Origin of the sequence: Streptomyces cynarae, assembly GCF_025642135.1 — a bacterium.
Taxonomy (GTDB): domain Bacteria; phylum Actinomycetota; class Actinomycetes; order Streptomycetales; family Streptomycetaceae; genus Streptomyces; species Streptomyces cynarae.
Genome location: NZ_CP106793.1, coordinates 2,032,665 through 2,057,944 on the forward strand (window position 1 = coordinate 2,032,665; position 25,280 = coordinate 2,057,944).

Consider the following 25,280-nt stretch of genomic DNA (forward strand, 5'->3'; position numbering starts at 1 on the left):
CTTGCGGGCGCACATTTCTGTATAGACATGAACAAAATACCCCCAGGCACGAGCTTGCGGACATACGGTCATCCGCCCATGAATCGCGGGCACACGGGGACAGGGACACCACCCCTGCAACGGCGTGAACGCGGCCCCGCAACGGCGTGAACGCGGCTCAGAAACTCCCGATGATCAGCCACGCCGCGACGCCGAGCACCCCCAGGTACCCGCCGACGGAGATGGTCCTGCCCAGGCCCTCGCGGCCGGCGCCCTCGATCCATCGGCCGACGATCCCGACAAGCGGTGCGCCGAACACGATCAGGACCATGCCGATCAGGAAATCCATCGTCCCCCCTTGCCGGATCACTCCCCAGTGATCCGAGAGAGGTGATCGTAGGTCGCACGGCTCACTGGTGGAAGCCCTGCGCGATGACAGCGCCGACACCGCACGGCGGCTCTCCGCTGACGTGCGTCGGCGCACGCCTGACCGACCCCCTGCGCACAGCAGGGTTGTCCCCATGCGGACAGCAGGTCTAGTCCTGGCTGGATTTCGCCCCCTGGGGCTTCTGGTTCAAGCCGGTGACCGGGGGCGGGAGTTGCTCCTGCACCGATGACTCGACCGTCTCCGGCGCCGCAGGAGCCTGCTGCGGTACCGCCGCCACCGGCTGCTGTGCCCGCTCCAGGAACCGCAGCAGCTCCACCGGGAAGGGCAGGACCAGCGTCGAGTTCTTCTCGGCGGCCACCGCCACCACCGTCTGCAGCAGCCGCAGTTGCAGCGCGGCGGGCGTCTCGGCCATCTGTTGGGCCGCCTCCGCCAGCTTCTTCGACGCCTGGAGTTCCGCGTCGGCGTTGATGACGCGGGCCCGCCGCTCGCGGTCGGCCTCGGCCTGCCGGGCCATGGACCGTTTCATGGTCTCCGGCAGGGACACGTCCTTGATGTCGACGCGGTCGATGGTGACGCCCCACTCCACGGCGGGGCTGTCGATCATCAACTCCAGCCCCTGGTTGAGCTTCTCCCGGTTGGAGAGCAGGTCGTCCAGCTCGCTCTTGCCGATGATGGACCTGAGCGAGGTCTGCGCCATCTGCGAGACGGCGAACCGGTAGTCCTCGACCCGGACGATCGCGTCGGCCGGGGAGGTCACCCGGAAGTACACCACGGCGTCCACCCGGACCGTGACGTTGTCCCGGGTGATGCCCTCCTGCGCGGGCACCGGCATCGTCACGATCTGCATGTTGACCCGGCGGATCCGGTCGACGAGCGGCACGACCAGCGTCAGTCCGGGTCCCCGCACCTCGGGCCTGAGCCGCCCGAGGCGGAACACCACTCCCCGCTCGTACTGCTTGACGACCCGGACCGCCGCCATCGCATAGACGGCCCCGGCGGACGCGAGCGCCGCTCCCGCCGCCACCAGCTCCTCGACCATGCCGGCCCCCCAGGGTCCGAAGTGGGCGCATCAGGTGCGTGCTTGGTGCCTGCCTCGACGGTAGACCCGGGACGCGACAAGGGCGAGCCCCCGCACGCGGGTCGCGTGCGGGGGCTCGCCTGCTGCCGGATGCAGGTCAGCCGTGCGGGTGTGCCGGCGTGGAGGTCCTCGGCGTCAGTAGACGTGGACGCCGTAGGCGCTCAGGGCCTCGGTGACCGGCTGGAAGAAGGTCGTGCCGCCGGAGGTGCAGTTGCCGCTGCCACCGGAGGTCAGGCCGTAGGCGATGCCGCTGTTGGAGTAGAGCGGGCCGCCGGAGTCGCCGGGCTCGGCGCACACCGTGGTCTGGATGAGGCCGTAGACGATGTCACCGTTGCCGTAGTTGACCGTCGCGTTGAGCGCGGTGACGCGGCCGCTGTGGATGCCGGTCGTGGAGCCGCGGCGGTAGACGGTGGTGCCGACGGAGGGCGTGGCCGCGCTCGTGATGTCCACGCTGCCCACGGTGCCCGACTTGGTCACCGAGCTGTTGGTGTAGCGCACGATGCCGTAGTCGTTGCCGGGGAAGCTGGAGCCGGCCGTGGTGCCGAGCGTGGTGGAGTGCGACGAGTTCGACCACCAGGTTCCCGCGCCGTCGGTGCAGTGACCGGCGGTCAGGAAGTAGTAGTTTCCGCTGTTGTCCTGCACGTTGAAGCCGAGCGAGCAGCGCCAGCTACTCGCATAGATGGCGTCGCCGCCGGAGATCAGCTTGTTGAACCTGCCCGGGGTGTGCTTGATCGTGAGGGCCTCGGCGTTGCCACCGGCCTCCTGCTTGATCTTCGCGATCTCGGCGTTCGAGACCGTGCTGTCGACGGTGACGACGACGCGGTTCGTCTTCGGGTCGACGGCCCAGGCGGTGCCCGGGACATCGGCCTTGAGCACCGAGTCGCTCGCCCTGGTGAGTTGGTTCACACTGAAGGTCGGTGCGTTGCTCGCGTTCGCGCTGGGGACCGTGAACGCGGCCGCGGCCAGGAGTCCGGTGGCCACGGCGATCAGCCGGGTCCGTCTCGCGAGGCCGCTCGTGGGGTTGGTGCGCTTGATCCTCACTTGTCGTTCCCCTCCAAGGGAAGTCGGGGGCCCACGTGGGGGATGGGGCCCGTGAGTCGCAGCCGGGGGCCGTGCCATCCGGATTCCGGACACGCCGTGCCCCTGACAAGCGCTGTGGGGGAGTATTCGGCCGCCTGACCGAAGGACGCAAGGGCGCCTTTCGGCCGTGCAGTCTTTAACCTCTCTGGGGCTCCAAGGGATTGACAGCGACCCTGTGACGGCTCGTGTTCTACAGCAGGGCGCGCTCTCCCGCCTCGATCGCGACGCCCAGCGTGTTGCCCGGCGGTGGGAAGGGGCAGATGAAGTGGTCCGCGAAGGCACAGGGCGGCAGCAGCGCGCGGTTGAAGTCCACGGTCGTGCGCCCCTCGGCGTCGGGCGCCGGCGGTCGCAGGAACCGGAAGCGGAAACTGGTGTCCCCGCTGGTGGCGTCGGCGAACACGGCCCACAGCGAACCATCGCCCTCGACCGACACCTGGAGGGTCAGGTCCTGTCCGTCGAGGGTGAAGGCGAGCACTCCGCCGAGGCCGAGCCCGCGGTGGCGTCCGTCGGCGTTCTCGACGCGTACGGTGCGGCTCTCCCCGTACGGGGTGAAGTGCCCCTCGACGGACCAGCGCGGATCGTAGGGCGTGGCGTCGATGCCCCGGAAGTCCCGGCGTGCCGGGGCGGCCGGGTCGTAGTCGCGCACGCCCCACACGCCCTCGCGGGCGAGGACGACCAGGCGGCGCTCGCCGGCCGCGACGCGGGCCGCGCCCACCGGTCCGGCATCGGCGTCCAGGCGGACCTCACCGGTGAAGGGCCTTCCGTCGACCGTCAGTCCGTCGGCCTCGCCGGCCGTCAGCGCCACCGCGTCACCGTCGTCCGTCCACCGCCCGGGAATGTCCGGAATTTGACCGTCCGGATAATCCTCCAGCCAGTAGGTGCCGGTCAACGCGAGCGGCCCGTACGGCTCCGACACCTGCGCGGTGCGGTGCTCGTGCCACTGCTTCCACTCGTCGGATGCGTCCGTCGTCATGTGGTCAACCCTTCCATATGGGACACCTGCGCCCGGGGTGCGGGCGCAGCGTGGTGGGATGCGGTACGAGGAAGAACCCATCGGCGGCGCCCGATCGGAGGAACCCGTCCCTCCGGCGAACGTCGCGCAGAACGCGCCGTCATGACGTTCCCCCTGTCACGACGTACCGGTGGCGGGCCGGGGCAGGCCCAGGTGCTCCCTGAGGGTGCTGCCCGGATAGAAGATGCGGAACAAGCCGCGGTGCTGGAGCAGCGCGACCGTGCCGTTGACGAGCCGTTCCAGGTCACGGCGCGGCTCGGCGGGCGTGAGGAAGCCGTCGACGGCACCGGCCGTGTGCCAGCGGGCGATCAGCTCGGCCAGGTCGACGGGGCCGCCGCGGTAGAAGGGGCCGTGCGCGGTCTGCCGGGGGCCGCCCCCGCCTCCTCCGCGTTCGGCCGCGTGTTCGCCGTCGCCGAGGTTCTGCGGCTGATGGGGCGTCACGGCGTCGTGGACGGGCCGCGCAGGACGGTGAGTGCCGCCCGTGCCGCCGCGTCGTTCTGCCGGAACGCGGGCCCGCCCGTGCGGGGCCGGGTGAACGCGCCGGAACCCCGGGCGTCGGTGTGCGGGCCCAGCGCGAAGCGCCGCGGATGCGGGCGGCCGGAGCGGTCCAGGACGCGCCCGTCGGCGGGGTCCACGGCGAGCAGCCCCTCGGCGGTGGCGGCCGCGCCGTCCGCGTACAGCTCCCGCAGCAGCCGGTCGCGGGTGCGTTCGACCGTGGGGTGCGGCAGCCGCGCCTCGACCAGCGCGCGGGCCTCGACGAACGCGCCGGGCACGGTGCCGCTCGACGCCCGGAAGACGCCGCCCTCGGCGGTGACGGTCATGTCCGCGCCGAGGAACTTCAGCACGCCCGCGCGGGACAGCGCGAGCATCTGCCGCAGTCGCGGACCGGGCGGACCGGAGGCCAGGTGGCTGAAGAAGCCGTGCCACCGGGGTCCGATGTCGCCGAGCCGCACCAGCTGCCCGTAGACGGAGAGCAGCCCGAGGAAGACCGCCAGGTCCGGACTGTGGGCGGGGTCGTGACGCCGGTCCAGGTCGGCCTCGATGTAGCGGCGCAGGCCGTTCTGGAGGTCGTCGTGGGAGGCGTGGCGCACCCCGTCCAGCGGACGGTCGAGGGCGCGCAGGTCGAGGCGGTCGGCGGGGTCGGGGACGGCGGCGGACACCAGTGCGGGCAGCGAGGCCGCGTCCGCCACGGCGTACTTCTCCTCGAAGTCCCTCCAGGCGACCGTGGTGCGCTCGGGGTGGGCGGTGAACAGCCGGTGGTAGTGGGCGAAGCCCAGCTCCTTCTCGACCGACGGCCACACGTCGCGCCGGAAGTCGAAGCCCTCGGGGCGCGCGAGCAGCACGTCGACCTCGGCGGGTCCGAAGAACCGGGGCAGCGGCGGCCTCTCCCCCGTCCAGTCGTACCCGATCTTGGAGTGGTAGGGCACGCCGCGCCGGGAGCCGACGTACAGGACCGGTTCACGTCCCGAAGGCACGTAGGTGTCCCCCTCGTACCGTCCGCCGCGTCCCTCGGTGAGCAGCACCATGAGGTCGACGAAGGCGAGCCCGAAGCCGCGGACGAGGACCGGCTCGCCCGCCTTCAGCGGTGACAGGTCGCTGTCGGCCGTGAAGTCGGGTGGCAGGTGGACGAGGCCGTGCGTGCGGGCGTACGACGCCAAAGCGCGCTGTTCGTCGTCGAGTTCGGCGTCGAGGTGGCCGAGCGTGAGGACCACGATGTCGGCGGTCAGCGGCTCGGCCCGTCCCGCCAGCCAGACCCGCTGCCGGCCCTCGCGCGGGCCGTCGACCCGGACGGCGAGGCGGGGGTGGTGGTGGACGCGGATACCGGGCGGCAGGGCGGCGACCGTCTGCTCGTAGACCCAGCTCAGGTACGCGCCCTGCCGCTGCCGGTCGGCGAACAGACGCCCGCCGACGCCCGCCCACTCGTGCAGGGTGGGGCCCTCGCGCACCGGGCCCTGCATGGTCACCGTCTCGTCGGTGAACATGGTGACGTCCTCGGCGTGCGAGTTCATCCACAGCAGCGGCGACTGCGCCTGGCGCCAGATGCGTCCGCCGCCGGGCGGATACGGGTCCACCAGGTGCACGTCCAGCTCGGAACCGGCGTAGAGGGCGGGGACGTTGGCGGCGATCCGCTCCAGGAGACCGGTCCCCCGCGGTCCGGCCCCCACGATCACCAGCGTAGGTCGGTCACCGCTCATCGTGTGCGCTCCGCACCGCGCGCGTAGTGCCTCTCCACGTAGTACTGGCCCACGCTGAGCACCGAGGTGACGATGACGTACCAGAGCGTGGCCACCATGAGCAGCGGGATGACCTGGTAGGTGCGGTGGTAGATGAGCTGCGCCGAGTAGAGCAGGTCCTGGACGGCGATGACGCTGACGATGGACGTGCCCTTGAGGGTGCCGATCAGCATGTTCGCGGCCGGCGGCACGATGGACCGCATCGCCTGCGGGAGCACGATCCGCCACCAGCGCTGCCACCGGCTCAGGCCGAGCGCCTGCGCGGCCTCGATCTGGCCCCGGTCGACGGAGAGGATGCCGCCGCGCACCACTTCGGCGGCGTACGCGGCCTCGTGCAGCGTCAGGCCGACGACGGCGACGGTGACCGGGCCGAACAGATTCACGGTCTTCACGCCGAGGATGTGCGGGTACAGGGCGCCGATGTTGAACCAGAACAGCAGCTGCACCAGGATCGGCACCGAGCGGAACAGCCAGACGTAACCCCAACTGACGCTCTTCAGCACCGGGTTGGCGGACAGCCGGGCCGCGGCGAGCAGGGTGCCCAGGGCGAAGCCGAGCCCCATGACGACCGCGGTCAGCCAGAGGGTCAGCCAGAGGCCGCGCAGGACGGCGGTGGAGGTGAAGTAGGCGCCGACGACGTCCCACTGGAACGCCTCGTTGCGCATGATGGAGGAGAGGGCGAAACCGAGCAGGACCAGGACCACGAGGGCCGCGGCCCACTGACCGAGGTGGCGCCGCGGGACGAGACGCGGGGGTGCGGCTTCTTCGGCAGCCGCGGCCGGTTTGGCGAGGGTCTCGGAGGACATGCGAAGGCTCCGTGATACGTCGAGTCGAACACGGGTGGGTGCCTTCACACAGGCGCTGTACGGCCGAGCCCCTCAGCAGGGCCGTGCCCTGAGCGTACGTGGCCGTTTCCCCGCACTGTCAAGGCCGTCCGCACTGTGAGCCATGCGTCTCAAGTCGGTTGACGGGGAAACGGATGTTTGTTCCACTTGACACATGCGCCCACAGCAGCGGCTGGTCACCCGCTCCCACATCGACTTCGGTCGTGTGTGGTCCTGTTCCTGTTGAGCTGACGCCCTGCACTGCCTGACGCCCTGTACGCCCTGATCCGCAGGGCCTCTTTCGCGTTCGCCCACGCGCTTTCCACGCCTTCACACGCGCCTCCCCTCCTTCGCGTTCCCTCGCGCGCCGTCACTTCCGCTCTCAGGAGACCGCTGACCCATGCGTACGTTGACACGTACAAGCACGAGGCTTTTCACCCCCTTTGCCCTTGCTGTCTCGGCAGCTCTGTCGCTCACCGCGTGCGGTTCCGGCGACGCGTCGGGCTCGGGCGGTGCCGATGCCCGGGCCGCGGCCGACACCGGGAAGATCCCGGCCACGGACGTCGTGTCGGCCGTCAAGGTGTACGAGCCCGCCGCCAGGCTGCTGCCGGCGGGCGTGCACGACCTCACCGTCGGGGTCGCCGTCTCCGGCCAGTTGCCGGGCACCAGTTATCTGGACGACGGCAAGACACTCGTCGGGCAGGACATCGACTTCTCCAACGCCGTCGCCAAGACGCTCGGGATCAAACTGAAGCTGGAACCGGCGAGCTTCGAGGCGATCCTGCCGGCGCTCGGCAGCGGCAAGTACGACTTCGGTGCGAGCAACTTCGGTGTCACCGACGAACGGCGCAAGACGATCGACTTCGTCACGTACATCAACGACGGCCAGGGCTTCGCCGCCCGCAAGGACAGCGGCCTCACGAAGATCACCGAGCTGAAGCAGCTGTGCGGGCTGAACGTGGCGACCGGCGCGGGGACGACCTTCGAGGCGACCCTGGAGGAGAACAAGCACGTCTGCACGGACGCGGGCAAAAAAGCGTACGGCGTGCAGACGTACAGCGAGTCGGGCGCGCTGTGGTCGTCCCTTCAGCAGGGCCGCAGCGATGTGGTGATGTCGACGATCAACGGCCTGCGGTACGCGGTCGCTCAGCAGCCGGGGCTGAAGTTCCTGAACGAGTACCACCGCCTCGACGTCGGCTTCGCCTTCAAGAAGGGCACGAAGCTGACAGCGGCGTTCCGGGCCGCGGTGAACCATCTGATCGCCGACGGAACGTACGAGACGATCCTGAAGAAGTGGGGGACGACGGACTCGGCGATCAGCACGTCGCGGATCTCGCCTCCGGAGCTGAAGAACTGACGGGTTCCGCCCCCTCGCCAAGGGGCGCGGGGCGCGGCAGTACCTGCTCGGTGGCGAGGTCGAAGGCGACGCGCTGCACACGGTCGAACGCCTCGGCGACATGGAGCACCTCGGCCCCGGCCCGGCCGGGCACCGCGAGCGGTGCGGGCGGGCCGGGGTGCTCACCCCAAGTACCGCGCCGCCCGGCGGCGACGGCGCGCGGCAGCTGAGTGGCGGCCACCTCCAGTGCCTGCTGGGCCAGGACGGCGAGCGGGGTCGAGACGGACCGGACGCAGTCGAGGGCGAGGTGGCCGAGCGCGGCGACGGTGCCGAACGCGAACAGCACGAACAGCAGCAGATCGCACTGGGCTGCGCTCTGTAGCGCGGCGGCGCGCTCCTCCACGTCCTTGCCGAGCGAGATCTGCACCGAGCGCAGTCCGTCGTCGGCGGCGGTCATGGACTCCCACCAGGCCATCGGGGGAATGGCGGCCGTGGCGAGGCGGCCGTCCGCGTGCACGGCGACGCTCTCGTAGGCGAAGGCGCGTTCGGCCTCCGGTGTGCCGAGCGCGGCGTCGAGGCGCCGCCGCTGGGCCGCGGTGGCCGAGCGCGGAAAGCTCTCCAGGGCCGCGAGCCTGGCCGCGCGGAGTTGCAGGAAGCGGTTGTAGTCGTCGCCGCGAAACCGTCCGGCGCGTACCGAGCCCAGGACGACGGCGCGCTCCTCGTCGGCGGACTCCTTGGCGTCGCCGAGGACGTCGAGCGCCCGGCAGGCGGCGCGGAGCCGGGCGTCGTACACGTTGTCGAGGCCGAGCTCGAGCCGGTCGAGGACGGTGATGCCGGTGCTGAAGGAGGCGAAGGTCTCCTGGAAGGCGCCGGTGCCGTCATCGGCGTGCCGGCGGATCACGGTGAGCCCGTCGAGCCGCCCCAGGGACGCGCGCACGGAGGCGGCGGCGGCATCGTCACGGCCCCGCACCTCTCGTACCAGCCGGGCGCGTGCGGTGTCGGTGGCTCTGCGCTGCGCGGGCAGCTTCGCTCCGAACTGCCGTACGCCGCCGACGTATCCGGTGGTCAGCCCGCGTTCCTTCTGCAACTCGTGGACGAGCCCCTGAAGGGCGATCTCGAGCCGGGCGTGGTCGGCGGTGGCGGCGGCGACGCGGTGTTCGGAGATCTGCTGGGCGGCGGCCGCGCCGAGCAGGGCGAGCAGGACGGCGAGGGCGAGGACGAGGAACCTCAGCAGCCTGGCGCGGGTGGTGGGGGGTGTGACGTCCACTGATGAAGTGCCTTATATGGAGGACGAATGGTCGGAGGGGCAGAAAATCGTTCTGCCCCCGGCCAACGATCACCATGGCGCACCGGTCACCAGATCATGTGCTTGTTTTACGTAAGGGCCATCTCTCCGGCAGGGGACGTCAGCAGTCGCAGCCGCAGTCGCATCCGTCGCCGCAGGAACAGCAGTTGCCGCAGCACTCGCAGCAGTCGCCGCAATCGCCACAGTCGCAGTCGCAGTTGTTGCACCATCCCTCGCGCCTCTTCCGCGACCACGGTCCCTCGAACTCGTCGGCGCAGCACGCCTGGCAGGTGCAGCACAGCCCCACGGCCACCGCGCAGCCGGCCAGGAAGCCCCGCTTGCCGGGCTTCGAGAGATCCTCCGTGGTGTGCGGACCGTCCTGCCGCGGTGGGCCGAAGGCGCCCTGAGGACCGTGCCCGCAGGACTCGGTGCCGAAGGCCCGGTCCACCGAACGCCGCAGCTCGTGGACGAGCAGGACGTGCGCGAGCCGTCCCTCGGTGCTGTGTCCTTCCGGAGAGACCCCTGACCCCCAGGCGACGTCCCGCAGCGCGAGACGTATCCCGTGCAACGCGTCCTCGGCGAGGCGACGGGCCTCCTCCAGTGAGGTGCCCGTGGCCGTCAGCGGGTTCCAGGCGCCCGACGCGGCGTCCGCCTCCCGGTCCTCCACGGCGTCCAGCAGGTGCGCGAGCCGCCCGAAGAGCCGGCCGGCCTCGGCGAGCGGTGCGGCGTTGCCGGGGCGCCCGGCGAGGACCGCCGTGTGCGCGAAGGCGGCGGCGGTTGCGGTCTCCGTCGGTTCGGTGACGGCCAGGAGGGGGTGCCGGGCCCGGCGAGCGCCTCGATGCCCACCTGCCGGTCCACGGCGTCCACCAGCACAGCGGTGTCGAACCCGATGTCGGAGCCGGTACGGGCCCCGGCCCTGCCCCAGTTCGCGGCCACCCGGCGCGCGGCGAACGCCACCGGCGCGCGCGCCAACAGCCCGTCCCCGTCGGCCATGTGGTCGCGCACCTTGGCGGAGGCGAGCACCAGCGACACGGCGGCCGCGAGCCGTGCCCCCTCGCCCCGCGCGACGGACGCGGTGCGCATCCCGCGCAGCGGGCAGGGACCGGCGGTGCGCCGCCACCCGGCGGCCCGGTCGGCCTGAGCCTCCGTCAGAACCGAGATCAGCAGACCGTCGTAGTTGGTGACGATGCGTGCGAGCTGCCCGTGGTCCCGGCGCAGCGCGAGACACAGCCCGCACAAGTGCGCCATCCACTGGGCCCTCAGGCCCTCGCTCATCCGGTGACGACAGGGCCGGACCATTCCGAACACGACACTCCCCCGTGGCTCGTACGATGTTGAGCTGCGGCAGATTATCCGCCGGCTCGTTCACCCGTACGCACTCGCCGTCACCCGGACGCCGCGACAAATCGTATTTCACTCATAGTCAGCAGGCGTCTGAGCCTGAACTCTTGGGGCATACGGCCTCTCGACGGATCCGCTGTGCACCAGTACCGTCACGAAACCCCCGCGCGGCGTCTATCCCCTTGGCGCCACATCCGCATCATGGACGACCATGGGGTTGCGGAAGGCATGAAAAAGACCGCTGTGAGAGGAGGCGTCCATGGGATCGGTGCGCAAGGCGAGTGCCTGGCTCGGCCTCGTCGACGACAACGATGACGAGCGTTACTACGACGACGACTACGCCGAGGACCAGGAGCACGGCGACGCCTGGGTGACCGACCCGCGCGTCAAGGTCGCCTCCGACACGGCGGAGGAGAAGGGCCGCCGGATCGGCACGGTCACCCCGGACAGCTTCCGGGACGCCCGGGCCATCGGCGAGCTGTTCCGGGACGGGGTCCCGGTCATCATGAACCTCACCAACATGGAGCCCGGCGACGCCAAGCGCGTGGTCGACTTCGCGGCCGGGCTGATCTTCGGCCTGCGCGGCTCGATCGACCGTGTCTCCAGCCGGGTCTTCCTGCTGACCCCGGCGAACACGGAGATCGTCAGCGGCGACACCGCGAGCCGGCAGGGCGACGGCTTCTTCAACCAGAGCTGAGGCAGGGCCGCTCACCGGCCCTGCCCGCTCCCGGGTTCCGGGTCATCGGAAGGCGTCGAGTCCGGTGAGCGCCTTGCCCAGCACGAGCTGGTGCATTTCGACGGTGCCCTCGTAGGTGAGCACCGACTCCAGGTTGGTGGCGTGCCGCATCACGGGGTACTCCAGGGAGATCCCGTTGGCGCCGAGGATCGTGCGCGCGGTGCGGCAGATCTCGATGGCCTCGCGGACGTTGTTGAGCTTGCCGAAGCTGACCTGTTCGGGACGCAGCCGTCCCGCGTCCATGCGCCGCCCCAGATGGTGGGCGAGCAGAATCCCCTTGTGCAGTTCGACCGCCATGTCGGCGAGCTTGGCCTGGGTGAGCTGGAACCCCCCGATGGGCCTGCCGAACTGTTCCCTGCTCTTCGCGTACTCCACGGCGGCCTCGAAGCACGACCGGGCGGCCCCCATGGCACCCCACACGATCCCGTAGCGGGCGTGGGAGAGACAGCTGAGCGGTCCCTTGAGTCCTGCGACACCGGGGAGTACGGCGTCGGCGGGCAGCCGTACGTCGTCCAGGACCAGCTCGCTGGTGACGGAGGCGCGCAGGGACCACTTGTGCTTGATCTCCGGGGCGGAGAAGCCCGGGCTGTCGGTGGGTACGACGAACCCGCGGATGCCGTCGTCGGTGCGCGCCCAGACGACGGCGACCCCGGCGACGGAGCCGTTGGTGATCCACATCTTGCGGCCGCTCAGGACCCAGTCGGAGCCGTCGCGCTTGGCGTACGTCCGCATCGAGGCCGGGTCGGAGCCGTGGTCGGGTTCGGTGAGCCCGAAGCAGCCGATGACCTCACCGGCGGCCATACGCGGCAGCCACTGCTGCTTCTGCTCCTCGCTGCCGAAGCGGTGGATGGCGTACATGGCGAGGGAGCCCTGCACGGAGACCAGGGACCGGATGCCGGAGTCCGCGGCCTCGAGTTCCAGGCAGGCGAGCCCGTACTGCACGGCGCCGGCTCCCGCGCAGCCGTAGCCGCTGAGCGACATGCCGAGGGCGCCGATGCCGCCCAGCTCACGGGCGAGCTCGCGGATGCCGGGCAGCTCGCCCTTCTCGTACCACTCGGCGACATAGGGCAGCACGCGGTCCGCCGCCCAGGTCCGTACGGTGTCGCGGATGGCGCGGTCCTCGGCGTCCAGCAGGTCGTCGATCCCCAGCGGGTCGGCCGGGTCGAAGGGCGGCAACGTCGAGGACGCGGTCATGCGGGCAGCCTCCGTGACACTGAAAACTAACAGCGCTAGCCAGGGTTGGACGGGGCCGACGCTACGACGCGGTGCGCTCCACGTCCAGTACCGGGCTCGGGCCCGCCCGGCCGGCGGGGCCCCGGCTACGCCGAGACGCGCGTGTCGGCGGCCTCGCGCGAGGTCGGCACCGCCGTCGGCGGGGCCTCGCAGTGCATCACCCGCGGCAGCCTCACCGCCATCAAGGCCCCCATCAGCAACAGCCCCGCGCTCACCAGCAGCGTCACATGCAGGCCGTGCACGAAGGAGTCCCGTGCGGCGTGTCGCAGTGCGGCGCCCCGCGCACCGCCCAGCCGGTCCGCCACCTCGTACGCCTCCCCCAGCGAGTGCCCCGCCGCCCGTGACGCCCCCGCCGGGACTCCGGGCACCGAGGACAGTCCGGGCGCGTACGCCGCGTTCATCACGCTGCCCAGGAGCGCGATGCCGATGCCCGCGCCCAGCTGGTAGGACGTCTCGCCGATCGCCGCCGCGCCACCGGACTGCTCCTGCGGCGCCTCGCTCAGCATCGACTCGTACGCCGCGAACAGCGTGGTCTCCAGCCCGAAGCCCAGCAGAACGAAACCGGACAGCAGCAGTGCCGGGTCGTCCTCCCCGCCCATCGCCGTCAGCAGGAGCACCGCCGCGGCCGTGAGGCAGAAGCCGACGGCGACCATCCGGCGCGGACCGAACCGGTGCAGCAGGTGGGAGCCGACCAGGCCCGCCGCCATCGCCGCGAACGTCAGCGGCAGCAGCCTGAGGCCCGTCTGAAGCGGCGAGAGACGCAGCACCAGTTGCAGGTACTGCGCCGCGATCAGCTCCAGACCGACCAGCGCGAGCATCGCCAGCACGATGCACCCCACCGATGTGCTGAACGCCGGGCGCGCGAACATCCTCAGGTCCACCAGGGGGTGCGCGCGGCGTCGTTGCCGCCGTACGAAACCCACCAGCAGGGCCGCGCCCACCAGCAGCGGCAGCAGTGTGGCCGGGGCGATCGGCGGCTCACCGCCGCCGAGCCGCTTCACTCCGAGCACCAGCCCGAAGAGGCCGCCGGCCGCCATGAGCGCACCGACCACGTCCCACGGGCCGTCCCGCTCCCCCCTCGACTCGGGCAGCAGCAGCCGTCCGACCGGCAGACTGACCAGCATCAGCGGGATGTTGATCAGGAAGACCGAACCCCACCAGTAGTGCTCGAGCAGGAAGCCGCCGAGCAGCGGACCGACCGCCGCCCCCACGGCGGCCACCGCGCTCCAGATGCCTATCGCCAGCGCCCGCTCGCGCCGGTCGGGGAACACCTGGCGCAGGATGGACAGCGTCGCCGGCATGATCATCGCGCCGCCCACGCCGAGCAGCGCCCGCGCCGCGATCAGCACCTGGGCGTCCTGGGCGAGGGCGGCGACGCCGGAGGCGACGCCGAAGAGTCCGTAACCGAGCAGCAGGACGCGTCTGCGGCCGATCCGGTCGCCCAGCGTGCCGAACAGGATCAGCAGCGAGGCACAGACGAGCGGATAGGTGTCGACGATCCAGAGCAGCTCTATCGCGCCGGGCTTGAGGTCCTCGGTGACGGCGGGCATCGCCACGTGCAGCACGGTCGCGTCGAGGGCGACGAGCAGCAGGCTCACGCAGAGGACGACGAGCACGACCCAGCGGTTGGCACCCGCCCCGGCCGTCCTACGGCGCAGCCGAGCGGCGGCCGTGGTCGTCCCGGACATGTACGTACCTCCCAGATGGTGCCTCGCTTCGGCGGATCCACGAGGTGGGGACGTCCCCGCGGTAGCGGCCGGTAGGAGCGGTACTCCGGGCCCACGCAACGAAGCGAGTGATTCGTCAGCGTACGCGAGTTCCCCCGGCTGTCGCGTGGCAGACCTCTCACGTTCCTTTGGGAGAGAGTGTGGTATGCGCCACGCCTTCCCGGGTGCACCACGCGCGGATGACCGCTCCGGTTCCGTACGGCATCGATAATCGAGCGCGTGACCGATCTTGCAGCGCGCCCGGTGCCGCCCCCCACCGGCACCGTGCGCCGGGCCGCTCCCGCCCTCGCGGGGTACGCCGCCGTGCGTGCCCTGGGGCTCGTCGTGCTCGCCGTGTGGAGCGCGGCGCGCGGCACGAGCCCGCACACGCTGCTGAGCGCTCGTTGGGACTCGCTGTGGTACACCCGGGTCGCCGCTCTCGGTTACGGCTACGAGGTCCGTCTGCCGAACGGCGACGTCCACTCCAACCTCGCGTTCTTCCCGCTGCTGCCCTGGCTGGAGCGGCTCGGCGCGGCGCTCACCCCGTTGTCGTACGCCGACGCGGGCCTGGCCGTCTCGACGCTCGCCTCGCTCGCCGCGGCCTGGGGGATCTTCGCCGTCGCGGACCATGTGTACGGGCGCCGTACCGGAGTGTGCGCGGTGCTGGTGTGGGCGGCGCTGCCTGTCGGCGTCGTGCAGTCGACGGCGTACAGCGAGTCCTTGTTCACCGCGCTCGCCGCCTGGGCGCTGTACGCGGTGCTGACGGACCACTGGGTGAGTGCGGGTGTCCTCGCGTCGCTCGCGGGCCTGACCCGTCCGGTCGGTGCGGCCGTGGTCGTGGCCGTATGGGTGGCGGCGATCCGTCCGTACGTGCGCGACCGGGGCACGTCGGCGGTGGACGGGCGGCCCGACGACCCGGTCCGCCGGGCGCTGGGGATGCTCCTCGCCCCGCTCGGCGCCGCCGGGTACGTCCTGTGGGTCGGCCACCGCACCGGCCGGGGCCCGCTCGGCTACCTCGACGTCCAGGCGGGCTGGCGCAACGGCTTCGACGGCGGCTACGCCTTCGCGCGCTTCGCCGCCGCCAAGTTCACCTCCCTGGCCTCGGTGCCGGCCGGCGTGGGCCTGGTGGCCGGGGTCGCGTTGATCATCTGGTTGTACGTGGTGTGCGTACGGCAGGGCCAGCCGCTGCCGTTGCTCGTGTACACGGGCGTGGTCACGGCGCTCGCGCTCGGCGCGGCAAGCTACTTCGGCTCCAAACCGCGCCTCCTGATGCCCGCCTTCCCCCTGCTGCTGCCCCTCGCCCGTGCTCTCGCCCGGGGACGGACACCGACGTCGGCGTCGGTGCTCGGCGGTGTCGTCGTGGCATCGGCCGTCTACGGAGCGTTGTGGCTGAACGGCTCCGGTCCCCTGTGATCCACTCCGCGACGGGCGGTGATCGGCCCGGGAATTGAGCCCCGGCATTGGTGAACGAATAGATAAGGGCCAATGAAACGTGGACGCCCGAAGATCAATGGAATTGAAGGCCACTCCTCGCAGCTCATTGCGGAATCAGTTGAAATAAACGCCCTGTTGAGAGGAATCCCACATCACATCGTCATCACAACCCCAGTGTTTCGGGCGGGTTCACAGCTCACCCGCTGTAACGTCGATTGAGTGCGTACCGAACGAAAGCTGAGCCGTTGGGAGCGGGTCTTCGCCCGGTTGGACCGCGAGCCGAGCCGACCGGCCCACATCGACGTGCCCAGGATGAGCCGGCACCGAGTTGTTCTCTTCTCGGCAACTCTGGCCTTCTACTTGGCGATCGTGTGGGCCGTCGTCGTCTCCTCCTGGCTGGTCCGGCTCGACTGGCAGGTCATGTTCTTCCGGCCGTATCAGCAGTGGCCGCAGATCCACGCGTTCCTCGACTACTACGTGGTACTCGGCCAGCGCGGCCCCACCGCGGTGATGGTCGCGGCCTGGCTCGGCTGGCGCTCCTGGCGGCAGCACACCCTGCGCCCGCTGCTCACCCTGGCAGCGGCACTGCTGCTGCTCAACATCACGGTCGGTGCCGCCAAGTACGGCATGGGCCGTCTCGGACCGCACTACGCGACCGTGATCGGGTCGAACGAGATGTGGCGCGGCGGCGATATATTCCCCTCCGGTCACACCGCCAACGCCGTTGTGACCTGGGGCATCCTCGCCTATCTGGCCTCGACGCCGCGAGCCAGACGCTGGCTGTCCGCGCTCTCCGCGGTGACCTCCCTGGGCGTCGGCATGACCACCGTCTACCTCGGTACGCACTGGCTGAGCGACGTGCTCCTCGGCTGGGCCGCGGGCCTGCTCATCCTGCTGGCGCTGCCCTGGTTCGAGTCGCCGATCGCCACCGCCGAGGTCCGCATCCTGGCGCTGAGGGACCGCGTGCGCAGCCGCCGTGCCGCCCCGGTGCCCGCTCCGGCCCCGGTCGGCGCCCCGTCGCTGGTCCTCGGCCCGCGCGTCGCCGAGCAGCCGGTGACCGCGCGGGAGCCGGTGACCGCCTCCCGCGCCTCCCGCTCACCGGCGTACCTGGCCCCGGGACCGCACATGGCACGGGCGGAACGCACCCCGGTCACCCCGGTGGGCAGCCGCCGCCCGCCGCACTCGGACCGCGCCTCGCGCGGCACGGCCTCGGCCCGCCCCCTGGCGGGCGGCTGAGCGGCGCACATCGCGGGACCGGTACGCACACCCACCCGCATGCATGACGAAGGCCCCGGCTTCTGCGAGCCGGGGCCTTCGTCATGCGTGCGCGCGGTTCGGTCAGCCCTTCCAGGAGCGCTTGACCCTGCCGCCCTCGACCTCGAAGTTGATCCGTCCGAAGAGGTACTCCATGGTGATGATCGAGCCCGGCTGTAGCGAGCGGACCGTGCGCCAGCCGCGCTCGCGGGCGAGCCGCTCGGCCTGCCCGGCCTCCAGGCCGACGTAACGCTCCGGGGAGTCCTCGGGTTCGGCGTCAGGTGTGGGATGGGGTGCCATGCCGCCACCGTAGGCCGCGCGCTCCCGAGGCGGAAGCCCGGTGCGCCACAGGAGGCTCTGATACCCCTCTGATCACGCTTCTGTCACAGGATCACGACACCCGTTTCGCCCCAACGGCGTCACACGTACGGGCGGTTCCGGTCGCGCCGCGCACGCCGCCGAACGTAATTCGGGACTAGCTTGACCACGGTCGGAAGGGGTTCGGAATAACCCAGCGGAAAGCCAGGCACGCAGTTCACCGGCTGCTCTTTCCATTTCGATTAAGGGATGTCCGCGCCGCCTGACTCCGCATGAGAAACACACGGCTTCAGCACAGAATCCCCGTATGTCCGCGGTCGGAGCCGTCGGCGGCGCGCGCAGCATGGCATGAGCACGCGGGAGTGCCGAGCCGCGGGCGCCGGCAGGCCCAGGGCGCGACGAGTGAGAGGCAAGCATGGGCACGGACACGGCGCGGGCGATCGCGGGGCCCGCACCGACGAGGCGGGCCGGGCGACTGGTCGTCGACTGGCTGACGACCACCGATCACAAGAAGATCGGCCACCTCTATCTGATCACGTCGTTCGGCTTCTTCCTGATCGGCGGCGTCATGGCGCTGCTGATGCGCGCGGAACTGGCCCGGCCCGGCCTGCAGATCATGAGCAACACCCAGTACAACCAGTTGTTCACCCTGCACGGCACGATCATGCTGCTGCTGTTCGCGACCCCGAGCTTCGCGGGCTTCGCGAACGAGATCATGCCGCTGCAGATCGGCGCCCCCGATGTGGCGTTCCCTCGACTGAACATGTTGTCGTACTGGCTGTTCCTGTTCGGCGGGCTGATCGTGCTGGGGTCGCTGCTGACGCCGGACGGCGCCGCCGACTTCGGCTGGTTCGCCTACGCCCCGCTCAACAGCCACGAGCACACGCCGGGCATCGGCGCCGACCTGTGGATCCTGGGGCTCGCGCTGGCCGGCTTCGGCACGATCCTCGGCGCGGTGAACTTCCTGACGACGATCGTCGGGATGCGCGCGCCGGGGATGACGATGTTCCGGATGCCGATCTTCACCTGGAACACGCTGTTCACGTCGATCCTCGTCCTGATGGCGTTCCCGGTGCTGGCCGCGGCGCTGCTGGTCCTGGAGGCGGACCGGCGGTTCGGCTCGCAGGTGTTCGAGGCCGCCAACGGCGGCGCCATCCTGTGGCAGCACCTGTTCTGGTTCTTCGGCCATCCCGAGGTCTACATCATCGCGCTGCCGTTCTTCGGGATCATCACGGAGATCATCCCGGTCTTCAGCCGCAAGCCGATCTTCGGCTATCTGACCCTGGTCGGCGCCACGATGGCGATCACCGGCCTGTCGATCGTCGTCTGGGCGCACCACATGTTCGCCACGCAGGCGGTGCTGCTGCCGTACTTCTCGTTCATGTCCTTCATGATCGCGGTGCCGACGGGGGTGAAGTTCTTCAACTGGAGCGGCACGATGCTCCGGGGCTCGCTGTCCTTCGAGACGCCGATGCTGTGGGCGACCGGCTTCCTCGTGTCGTTCCTGTTCGGCGGACTGACCGGGGTGATCCTGGCGTCGCCGCCGCTGGACTTCCACGTCACCGACTCGTACTTCGTGGTCGCCCACTTCCACTACGTGGTCTTCGGCACGGTCGTCTTCGCGACCTTCGGCGGCTTCTACTTCTGGTGGCCCAAGTTCACCGGCAGGATGCTCGACGAACGGCTCGGCAAGATCCACTTCTGGACGCTGTTCACCGGCTTCCACACCACGTTCCTGGTGCAGCACTGGCTGGGCGCGGAGGGCATGCCCCGCCGGTACGCCGACTATCTGGCCGCCGACGGGTTCACCGCGCTCAACACCGTCTCGACGATCGGCGCCCTCCTGCTCGGCCTGTCGACGCTGCCGTTCCTCTACAACGTGTGGCGCACCGCCCAGTACGCGCCGAAGGTGGAGTCCGACGACCCGTGGGGCTTCGGCCGCTCCCTGGAGTGGGCGACCTCGTGCCCGCCACCGCGGCACAACTTCGTCACGCTGCCCCGGATCCGCTCGGAGTCCCCGGCGTTCGACCTGCACCATCCGCTGTACGCCGGTCAGGCCCCTCAGCCCGAGCCAGAGCGGCATCAAGCCGGTCACGAGCCGTCCTGACGGTCTCGATGAGCTCGGCGGGCTCCAGGATCTCGAAGGGGAAGCCGGTCATCATCACATGAACCACCATCGCCTCGAGGCTGGGCGCCCCGGTGCGCAGCAGACAGCTGCCATCGCCCTCCGCCTCCAGGGTCCCGGCCGACGGGGAGATGCGTTCGGCCGCCTCGTGCAGCGGCACCAGCAGGCGCAGGACGGCCTGCGCGGCGTAGGCGCGCGTGGAGACGCCCCGCGACACGTAGACGGCCAGGTCGTCGGCCGGCGGTGTGCGCGGGGTGAAGCGGGGGCCGTGCGGCGGCTTGGGGCTGATGCGGTCGACGCGGAAGGTGCGCCAGCCGTCGCGGTCGAGGTCCCAGGCGACCAGGTACCAGCGGCGCTCGGTGCACACCAGGCGGTGCGGCTCGACCGTACGGCGGGTGGCGGCGCCCTCGTGGTCGCGGTACTCGAAGCGCAGCCGCTCCGCGTCCCGGCACAGGTGGGCCAGCTCCGTGAGGACGCCGGGGTCCACGGGGGACGGGGCGGGCCCGCGCAGCATCGGCACGGTGAAGGCGTTGAGGGCGCCGACGCGGCGGCGCAGTCGGTCGGGCAGCACCTGCTCCAGCTTGGCGAGGGCGCGGACGGAGCTCTCGCCGATGCCCTCGATGCCCTGTCCGGCGGCCGTGCGCAGCCCCACGGCCACGGCGACCGCCTCGTCGTCGTCCAGCAGCAGGGGCGGCAGTTCGGCTCCCGCGCCGAGCTGGTAGCCGCCGCCGGTCCCGGGGCTGGCGTTGACGGGGTAGCCGAGGTCGCGCAGCCGTTCCACGTCGCGGCGGACGGTGCGGGGGCTGACGCCCAGCCGCTGCGCGAGGTCGACTCCGGACCATTCGCGGTGGGCCTGGAGCAGGGACAGCAGGCGCAGCAGTCGGGCCGAGGTGTCCAGCATGGGCCGAGTCTGCCAGGCCCGGCGGCCGGGCTTGTCCGCAAAGCGGTCAGCTCACGGCGCTGACGGTCACCGACAGGTCGTTGTCGACGGTGTAGTAGGGCCGGGCCCGGACCTCACCGTGCTCCGCCCGCACCGCGGCCTTCGGGTAGCGGAAGACCGGCTTCTTGTCCACGACGTCGTCGAGCAGCCGTGCGATCCGCACCCGGGGCCCCTCCTCCCCCGCCGGGCGCAGCCACAAGTCCCAGATGCCGGGGTCGAGCGGCGCGTAGGGAACGGTGAAGCCGAACTCCGCCTCCTCGGCGGTGACGTCCGCGCGCAGCACCTTCTCCGCGCAGCTCCGCTCGCGGACCTCGGCATAGGCGTCGGGCCCGAGCCCGGTGCCGTACACCCGGCCGCTCACGGTGAACCCGCCCTGGGTGAGGTGCAGTTCTCCGGCCTCGGCGTGCGGGGCGCGCAGCCAGCTGCGGACGGCCAGGGTGCCCTGCCTGGTGGTGTACGGGATGCGGACGGCGATCCGGGCGGCCGTTTCCCCGGGCACGCGGTCGACGAGGGACCGCAGGTCACTGACGCCCGGGACGAGGGGGTGCCGCTCGTCCTCGGCGAACCGTGCGTAGGCGTCCCAGCGGCCCTCGGGCAGGTCGACGCTGCTGGGCAGGGCGGCGCGCAGCCGGCCGCCCTCGGCGGGAGCCAGAGGCAGCGCGCACTCCTCGCCGTCGCGGCGGCGCAGCACCAGGTGGGCAGGACCCGGCTCGGCGATGCCGATGTCGAAGGTCAGCCCTCCCGCGGTGTCGGCGACGCAGTCGGCGGACACGGGCGGGGCGGTGTGTGAGGGCTCGGTCATCATGCGGGGCCACGTCGTGCTGCTCGGCGACCGCGATCGCGACGCTGTACGTCGTGCGGTTCGTCCCTCCGGTCCCGAAGGCGCTGTCCTCCCAGCCTCCCACGGACGGGCAGCTCGTGCGCGTCGTCGGAGGCGGGGCGGCTGCTCACGGCCACGGGGAGCGGCAGCCCGTCGACGGTGCACGAACGCGTCGGGCCCCGACGTCCCGCTGTGACGTCGGGGCCCGAGAGGCGGGCGCGGTCAGAGTTCGAGCCGCTGCCCCGGAACGATCAGGTCGGGGTCGCCGCCGATGACCGCCTTGTTGCGCTCGTACAGCCGCTGCCAGGTGGTGCCGTGCCGTTCGGCGATGCCGCTGAGCGTGTCGCCCTGGCGCACGGTGTAGTCACCGCGGGACGCGCTGCGGTTGACATGGCCCGTCGAGCGCTGCGGCGCCTTCCACGACTGCTTCGCCGGGGCGGACTCGGTGGTGGCCGCCTTCGAGGAGGAGCGGGTGCTCACCTCGGCGCCCGATGCGGCGGGCGCGCTGCCGTAGGCGCCGGCACGCTGCGAGCAGACCGGCCAGGCGCCCCAGCCCTGGGCCTGCTGGACCTTGGTGGCGACGGCGATCTGCGCCTGGCGGGAGGCCTGGTCGGCGGTCGGGGCGTAGGCCGTACCGCCGTACGCGCGCCAGGTGCCGGCGGAGAACTGCAGTCCTCCGTAGTAGCCGTTGCCGGTGTTGATGTGCCAGTTCCCGCCGCTTTCGCACTGGGCGATGCGGTCCCACACTCCACCGTCGGCCGCAGCGGCGTTGCCGGTCGCGGCGAGCAGTCCGAGCGGGGCGAGCAGAGCCGCGCCGGCGAGGACCGCCGAGTTACGGGTCGTACGAGTCTTACGGGTGTTATCGGCACATTCGGACATGTAATTCCCTCTCCACAGACCCGGATCCCCCAAGGCGAGAGCGCGCCGTCCCGCGCATGGAACGCGGTCGTCGCACTCCGCCCCGTCCACCGGAGGTGGTGCTGCGCGCCGGCTGTGCGGCGCGGCCGGTGGACGTACCCGGGCGGTGCTCGTTGCACACGGCGGAGGAATGTAAGGAGGTCGGCGGCCCGGAATCAACCAACTCCATGTCATTCGAGGCCAGTTGGCTGTTACCGCGGGTATCGGCGATTTCAGGCCACCCACTTCATTCGCTGATTTCCGGATTTGTCGACCAGCGAACGCGACGGTCTGTGAGTCACCTCACGGAACCAACTCGCCGCGGAGACAGAGAGGTTGACATGGAGTAACCGATTCCGCGGGGAGCTTCACCCTGCGCGCTGGTTGGTTCGATTCCGTTCGCCTTCGGGCGTGACTCCGGCCACAGATCGCCCGTTGTCATCTTCATGAGCCGGGGACCCCCGGGCTCATGGGCCGGGAGCCACCCGGCACCGTCACGTACCGCATCCCGAGGGAGCCACCCGTGCCGCGCATGCTCGACGTCAGCGACGCCGTACGCGCCGAGATCGGCGACGAAGAAGCCGACCGGCTGCTCGCCGGAGACAACACCCCGGGCAGTTACGACTGCACCTCCTGCCGCACCCCGGGCGACTCCTCACAGGAGCGCACCAGCACCGTCCTGTTCGTCGGCGAGGAGACGGCCGTCCTCGCCTTTGCCCACGCCACCTGCCTGCCCTCCCAGGTCGTCCAGGTCACAGAGGAACAGCTGCAGGGCGCCGTCCGCTCCATCACCGCCGACCAGGGGCCCGGCACGGCCGTACCCGAGCAGGCGGTTCTCGGTGTCACCAGCGGACTCGTCCTGATCGCCGGAGAGCTGCACCCGGCGCTCGTCGTGGAGCCGACCGCGCCGATCGCGCGCCCGGGCACGACCGGGATCGGCGACGACTTCCTGCCGCTGCTCATCGAGCAGGGCTTCATGCCGCTGACGGCGATCGAGTCGGTGCCGCCGGTGCTGCACGGCTGGTCGGTGCTGCTCGCCGTGGGCCAGCTGCACGCGGTATTGCAGCCCGGGGCGAACGGCGGGCAGCCGGTGGCATGGTGGCAGGCCCACCAGCCGCTGCAGGTGACGGACGGGTGGCGGGCGGCCGCCAACAAGCACCAGCAGGTGCTGATGTTCGCCGCGCCGGTGGGATCGATCGGGCGTCAGCCGCGCGAGGACCTGCTGCGTGAGGCGCTGGACAGGGCGGCGGCGAACGGCAAACTCGTGGCCGCGGCGCTGCCTCTGGCGGGCATCTGAGGCTGCGCTCCTCCAGGGCGCCGCCGCTGCCGAAAGCGGACTAATCGTGCGCATCCCTTGAGCGGCGGGGTCGTTGGCACCTACGTGCACGCATATGACGTCCCCCGCCGCCAGTCCTACCAGCCGATCCGCTCCGGGGCACCGACCCAGGACCCCTCCGCCACACCGATCTACGACGCGCTCTACGCCGAGTACGTCAGGGCCTTCCGGGCGTGCCCGGGCGACCGCAGCGGCGAGGAGGAGCTGGGTTTCACCGCCTTCTCCGCCTCCCCCCAGCACGGGACCGGGCATCTGGCCGCCCAGCACGGCCATACGGCCTCGGCGGCCAGCGTCTGGCAGCAGGTGGCGCGGCACGCCCGCGGCATGCACCACGTCCCGGCGCTGCCGCCCGCACCACGCAGGGGACTGTGAGCAGGGCGGCAGAGGACGCAGAACACACAAAGGGCCGGCCCCCGCACGGAGGCCGGCCCTTTGTGTCACCTCACTTCTTCTTGCCGCGCTTCTCGCGCACGCGGACCGAGATATGGATCGGCGTCCCCTCGAAGCCGAACTCCTCGCGCAGCCGCCGCTCGATGAACCGGCGGTAGCCCGCCTCGATGAAGCCGGAGGCGAAGAGCACGAACCGCGGGGGCTTGGTGCCCGCCTGCGTGCCGAAGAGGATGCGCGGCTGCTTGCCGCCCCGGACCGGGTGCGGGTGCGCGGACACCAGCTCGCCGAGGAACGCGTTGAGGCGGCCCGTCGGCACCCGGGTCTCCCAGCCCGCGAGGGCGGTCTCGATCGCCGGGACGAGCTTCTCCATGTGGCGGCCGGTACGCGCCGAGACGTTCACGCGCGGCGCCCACGCCACCTGGCCCAGCTCGGTCTCGATCTCCCGCTCCAGGTAGTAGCGGCGCTCCTCGTCGAGGGTGTCCCACTTGTTGAAGGCGAGGACGAGCGCACGGCCCGCCTCCACCGCCATGGTGACGATGCGCTGGTCCTGTACGGAGATGGACTCGGAGGCGTCGATGAGGACGACCGCGACCTCCGCCTTCTCGACGGCGGCGGCGGTGCGCAGCGAGGCGTAGTAGTCGGCGCCCTGCTGGAGGTGGACCCGCTTGCGGATGCCGGCCGTGTCGACGAACTTCCAGGTCTTGCCGCCGAGTTCGATCAGCTCGTCGACCGGGTCGCGGGTGGTGCCCGCGAGTTCGTTGACGACGACGCGCTCCTCGCCGGCGACCTTGTTCAGCAGTGAGGACTTGCCGACGTTCGGGCGGCCGATCAGGGCGACACGGCGCGGTCCGCCGACCCCGGCGCCGCCGAAGGTCTGGGCGGGCGCCTCGGGCAGGGCCTCGAGGACTGCGTCCAGCATGTCGCCGGTGCCACGGCCGTGCAGCGCCGAGACCGGGTAGGGCTCGCCGAGGCCGAGGTTCCACAGGTACGCCGCGTCGGCCTCGCCGCTCGGACCGTCGACCTTGTTGGCGGCGAGCACCACGGGCTTGCCCGCCTTGCGCAGCAGCCGGACGACCGCCTCGTCGGTGTCGGTGGCGCCGACCTTGGCGTCGACGACGAACACGACCGCGTCGGCGGCCTCGATCGCGTACTCGGCCTGCGCGGCCACGGAGGCGTCGATGCCGAGGACGTCCTGCTCCCAGCCGCCGGTGTCGACGACCTTGAAGCGGCGGCCCGCCCACTCGGCCTCGTAGGTGACACGGTCGCGGGTGACGCCGGGCTTGTCCTCGACGACCGCCTCGCGGCGGCCGATGATGCGGTTCACCAGGGTCGACTTGCCGACATTGGGGCGGCCGACGACGGCGAGCACCGGGAGCGGGCCGTGTCCGGCCTCCTCGATGGCGCCCTCGACGTCCTCGAGGTCGAAGCCCTCTTCGGCGGCGAGCTCCATGAACTCCGCGTACTCGGCGTCGCCGAGCGCCCCGTGCTCGTACTCGTGCTCCGCCGAGCCGTCGGGCTGGATCTGGTCGTTCAT

At 71.1% G+C, this 25,280-nt stretch carries 21 protein-coding genes and 2 pseudogenes; 7 read left to right on the forward strand and 16 right to left on the reverse strand.

Translation table 11 applies throughout. The features are described from left to right. Nucleotides 1-157: 157 nt before the first annotated feature. The 7 genes and pseudogenes from N8I84_RS09600 to N8I84_RS09630 all read right to left on the reverse strand — a co-directional run bounded on the left by N8I84_RS09600 (nucleotide 158) and on the right by N8I84_RS09630 (nucleotide 6,577). Nucleotides 158-328, reverse strand: coding sequence for a hypothetical protein (locus N8I84_RS09600; protein ID WP_200421433.1), 171 nt, complete (start codon nucleotides 326-328; stop codon nucleotides 158-160). Nucleotides 329-515: 187 nt separating this feature from the next. Continuing rightward, nucleotides 516-1,406: a slipin family protein gene (locus N8I84_RS09605; protein ID WP_263229133.1), complete on the reverse strand. Its 891-nt coding sequence runs from the start codon at nucleotides 1,404-1,406 to the stop codon at nucleotides 516-518. A 174-nt stretch (nucleotides 1,407-1,580) separates the two neighbouring features. Then, complete coding sequence (locus N8I84_RS09610; protein ID WP_263229134.1) at nucleotides 1,581-2,486, reverse strand: S1 family peptidase; 906 nt, start codon at nucleotides 2,484-2,486, stop codon at nucleotides 1,581-1,583. A gap of 229 nt (nucleotides 2,487-2,715) precedes the next feature. Continuing rightward, nucleotides 2,716-3,498: a DUF1684 domain-containing protein gene (locus N8I84_RS09615; RefSeq protein ID WP_263229135.1), complete on the reverse strand. Its 783-nt coding sequence runs from the start codon at nucleotides 3,496-3,498 to the stop codon at nucleotides 2,716-2,718. 139 nt (nucleotides 3,499-3,637) lie between these two features. Continuing rightward, a pseudogene (locus N8I84_RS09620) lies at nucleotides 3,638-3,957 on the reverse strand (LLM class flavin-dependent oxidoreductase); the annotation flags it as partial. Nucleotides 3,958-3,974: 17 nt separating this feature from the next. Beyond that, nucleotides 3,975-5,732: an FAD/NAD(P)-binding protein gene (locus tag N8I84_RS09625; protein WP_263229136.1), complete on the reverse strand. Its 1,758-nt coding sequence runs from the start codon at nucleotides 5,730-5,732 to the stop codon at nucleotides 3,975-3,977. After that, nucleotides 5,729-6,577, reverse strand: a complete 849-nt coding sequence (locus N8I84_RS09630) for an amino acid ABC transporter permease (protein ID WP_263229137.1) — start codon at nucleotides 6,575-6,577, stop codon at nucleotides 5,729-5,731. Before N8I84_RS09630 ends, N8I84_RS09625 begins: the two co-directional genes overlap by 4 nt. A 418-nt stretch (nucleotides 6,578-6,995) precedes the next feature. On the opposite strand from N8I84_RS09630, the gene N8I84_RS09635 reads away from it, so the two are divergent. Then, nucleotides 6,996-7,952, forward strand: a complete 957-nt coding sequence (locus N8I84_RS09635) for an ABC transporter substrate-binding protein (RefSeq protein ID WP_263229138.1) — start codon at nucleotides 6,996-6,998, stop codon at nucleotides 7,950-7,952. Here the strand turns inward: N8I84_RS09635 and N8I84_RS09640 are convergent. Then, on the reverse strand, nucleotides 7,912-9,198 hold the full coding sequence (locus N8I84_RS09640; RefSeq protein WP_263229139.1) for a nitrate- and nitrite sensing domain-containing protein: 1,287 nt from the start codon (nucleotides 9,196-9,198) through the stop codon (nucleotides 7,912-7,914). The two genes, N8I84_RS09635 and N8I84_RS09640, sit on opposite strands and share 41 nt — an antisense overlap. A 139-nt stretch (nucleotides 9,199-9,337) precedes the next feature. Continuing rightward, a pseudogene (locus N8I84_RS09645) lies at nucleotides 9,338-10,464 on the reverse strand (DUF5685 family protein). 352 nt (nucleotides 10,465-10,816) lie between these two features. Here N8I84_RS09645 and N8I84_RS09650 point away from each other — a divergent pair. After that, nucleotides 10,817-11,254 carry a cell division protein SepF gene (locus N8I84_RS09650; protein ID WP_103840725.1) on the forward strand — a complete coding sequence of 146 codons (438 nt, stop codon included), beginning with the start codon at nucleotides 10,817-10,819 and terminating at the stop codon, nucleotides 11,252-11,254. Nucleotides 11,255-11,296: 42 nt separating this feature from the next. On the opposite strand, the gene N8I84_RS09655 is transcribed toward N8I84_RS09650, so the two are convergent. Next, nucleotides 11,297-12,487, reverse strand: coding sequence for an acyl-CoA dehydrogenase family protein (locus N8I84_RS09655; RefSeq protein ID WP_263229140.1), 1,191 nt, complete (start codon nucleotides 12,485-12,487; stop codon nucleotides 11,297-11,299). A 125-nt stretch (nucleotides 12,488-12,612) separates the two neighbouring features. Continuing rightward, nucleotides 12,613-14,214 carry an MFS transporter gene (locus N8I84_RS09660; RefSeq protein ID WP_263229141.1) on the reverse strand — a complete coding sequence of 534 codons (1,602 nt, stop codon included), beginning with the start codon at nucleotides 14,212-14,214 and terminating at the stop codon, nucleotides 12,613-12,615. 258 nt (nucleotides 14,215-14,472) lie between these two features. On the opposite strand from N8I84_RS09660, the gene N8I84_RS09665 reads away from it, so the two are divergent. Both N8I84_RS09665 and N8I84_RS09670 read left to right on the forward strand, forming a co-directional pair. After that, nucleotides 14,473-15,645, forward strand: a complete 1,173-nt coding sequence (locus N8I84_RS09665; protein ID WP_263229142.1) for a glycosyltransferase family 39 protein — start codon at nucleotides 14,473-14,475, stop codon at nucleotides 15,643-15,645. 240 nt (nucleotides 15,646-15,885) lie between these two features. Then, complete coding sequence (locus N8I84_RS09670) at nucleotides 15,886-16,902, forward strand: phosphatase PAP2 family protein (RefSeq protein ID WP_263229143.1); 1,017 nt, start codon at nucleotides 15,886-15,888, stop codon at nucleotides 16,900-16,902. Between the two features lie 102 nt (nucleotides 16,903-17,004). On the opposite strand, the gene N8I84_RS09675 is transcribed toward N8I84_RS09670, so the two are convergent. Continuing rightward, nucleotides 17,005-17,220 carry an I78 family peptidase inhibitor gene (locus N8I84_RS09675; RefSeq protein WP_263229144.1) on the reverse strand — a complete coding sequence of 72 codons (216 nt, stop codon included), beginning with the start codon at nucleotides 17,218-17,220 and terminating at the stop codon, nucleotides 17,005-17,007. A gap of 433 nt (nucleotides 17,221-17,653) precedes the next feature. Here N8I84_RS09675 and ctaD point away from each other — a divergent pair, with 433 nt between their 5' ends. After that, nucleotides 17,654-19,345: an aa3-type cytochrome oxidase subunit I gene (gene ctaD / locus N8I84_RS09680; RefSeq protein ID WP_263229145.1), complete on the forward strand. Its 1,692-nt coding sequence runs from the start codon at nucleotides 17,654-17,656 to the stop codon at nucleotides 19,343-19,345. On the opposite strand, the gene N8I84_RS09685 is transcribed toward ctaD, so the two are convergent. The 3 genes from N8I84_RS09685 to N8I84_RS09695 all read right to left on the reverse strand — a co-directional run bounded on the left by N8I84_RS09685 (nucleotide 19,227) and on the right by N8I84_RS09695 (nucleotide 22,002). Then, a complete protein-coding gene (locus N8I84_RS09685; protein ID WP_263229146.1) occupies nucleotides 19,227-20,264 on the reverse strand; it encodes a helix-turn-helix transcriptional regulator in 1,038 nt (345 codons plus the stop codon). The two genes, ctaD and N8I84_RS09685, sit on opposite strands and share 119 nt — an antisense overlap. A 46-nt stretch (nucleotides 20,265-20,310) precedes the next feature. Then, entirely contained in the window at nucleotides 20,311-21,105 is a 795-nt protein-coding gene (locus tag N8I84_RS09690) for a hypothetical protein (RefSeq protein ID WP_263234714.1), read from the reverse strand. A gap of 240 nt (nucleotides 21,106-21,345) precedes the next feature. After that, a complete protein-coding gene (locus N8I84_RS09695) occupies nucleotides 21,346-22,002 on the reverse strand; it encodes a LysM peptidoglycan-binding domain-containing protein (RefSeq protein WP_263229147.1) in 657 nt (218 codons plus the stop codon). A gap of 541 nt (nucleotides 22,003-22,543) precedes the next feature. On the opposite strand from N8I84_RS09695, the gene N8I84_RS09700 reads away from it, so the two are divergent. Beyond that, nucleotides 22,544-23,317 (forward strand): hypothetical protein, encoded by a 774-nt coding sequence (locus tag N8I84_RS09700; RefSeq protein ID WP_263229148.1) that lies wholly within the window; start codon nucleotides 22,544-22,546, stop codon nucleotides 23,315-23,317. An 84-nt stretch (nucleotides 23,318-23,401) separates the two neighbouring features. Beyond that, nucleotides 23,402-23,728 carry a hypothetical protein gene (locus N8I84_RS09705; protein WP_263229149.1) on the forward strand — a complete coding sequence of 109 codons (327 nt, stop codon included), beginning with the start codon at nucleotides 23,402-23,404 and terminating at the stop codon, nucleotides 23,726-23,728. A gap of 70 nt (nucleotides 23,729-23,798) precedes the next feature. On the opposite strand, the gene der is transcribed toward N8I84_RS09705, so the two are convergent. Next, nucleotides 23,799-25,280 (reverse strand): ribosome biogenesis GTPase Der, encoded by a 1,482-nt coding sequence (gene der / locus N8I84_RS09710; protein WP_263229150.1) that lies wholly within the window; start codon nucleotides 25,278-25,280, stop codon nucleotides 23,799-23,801.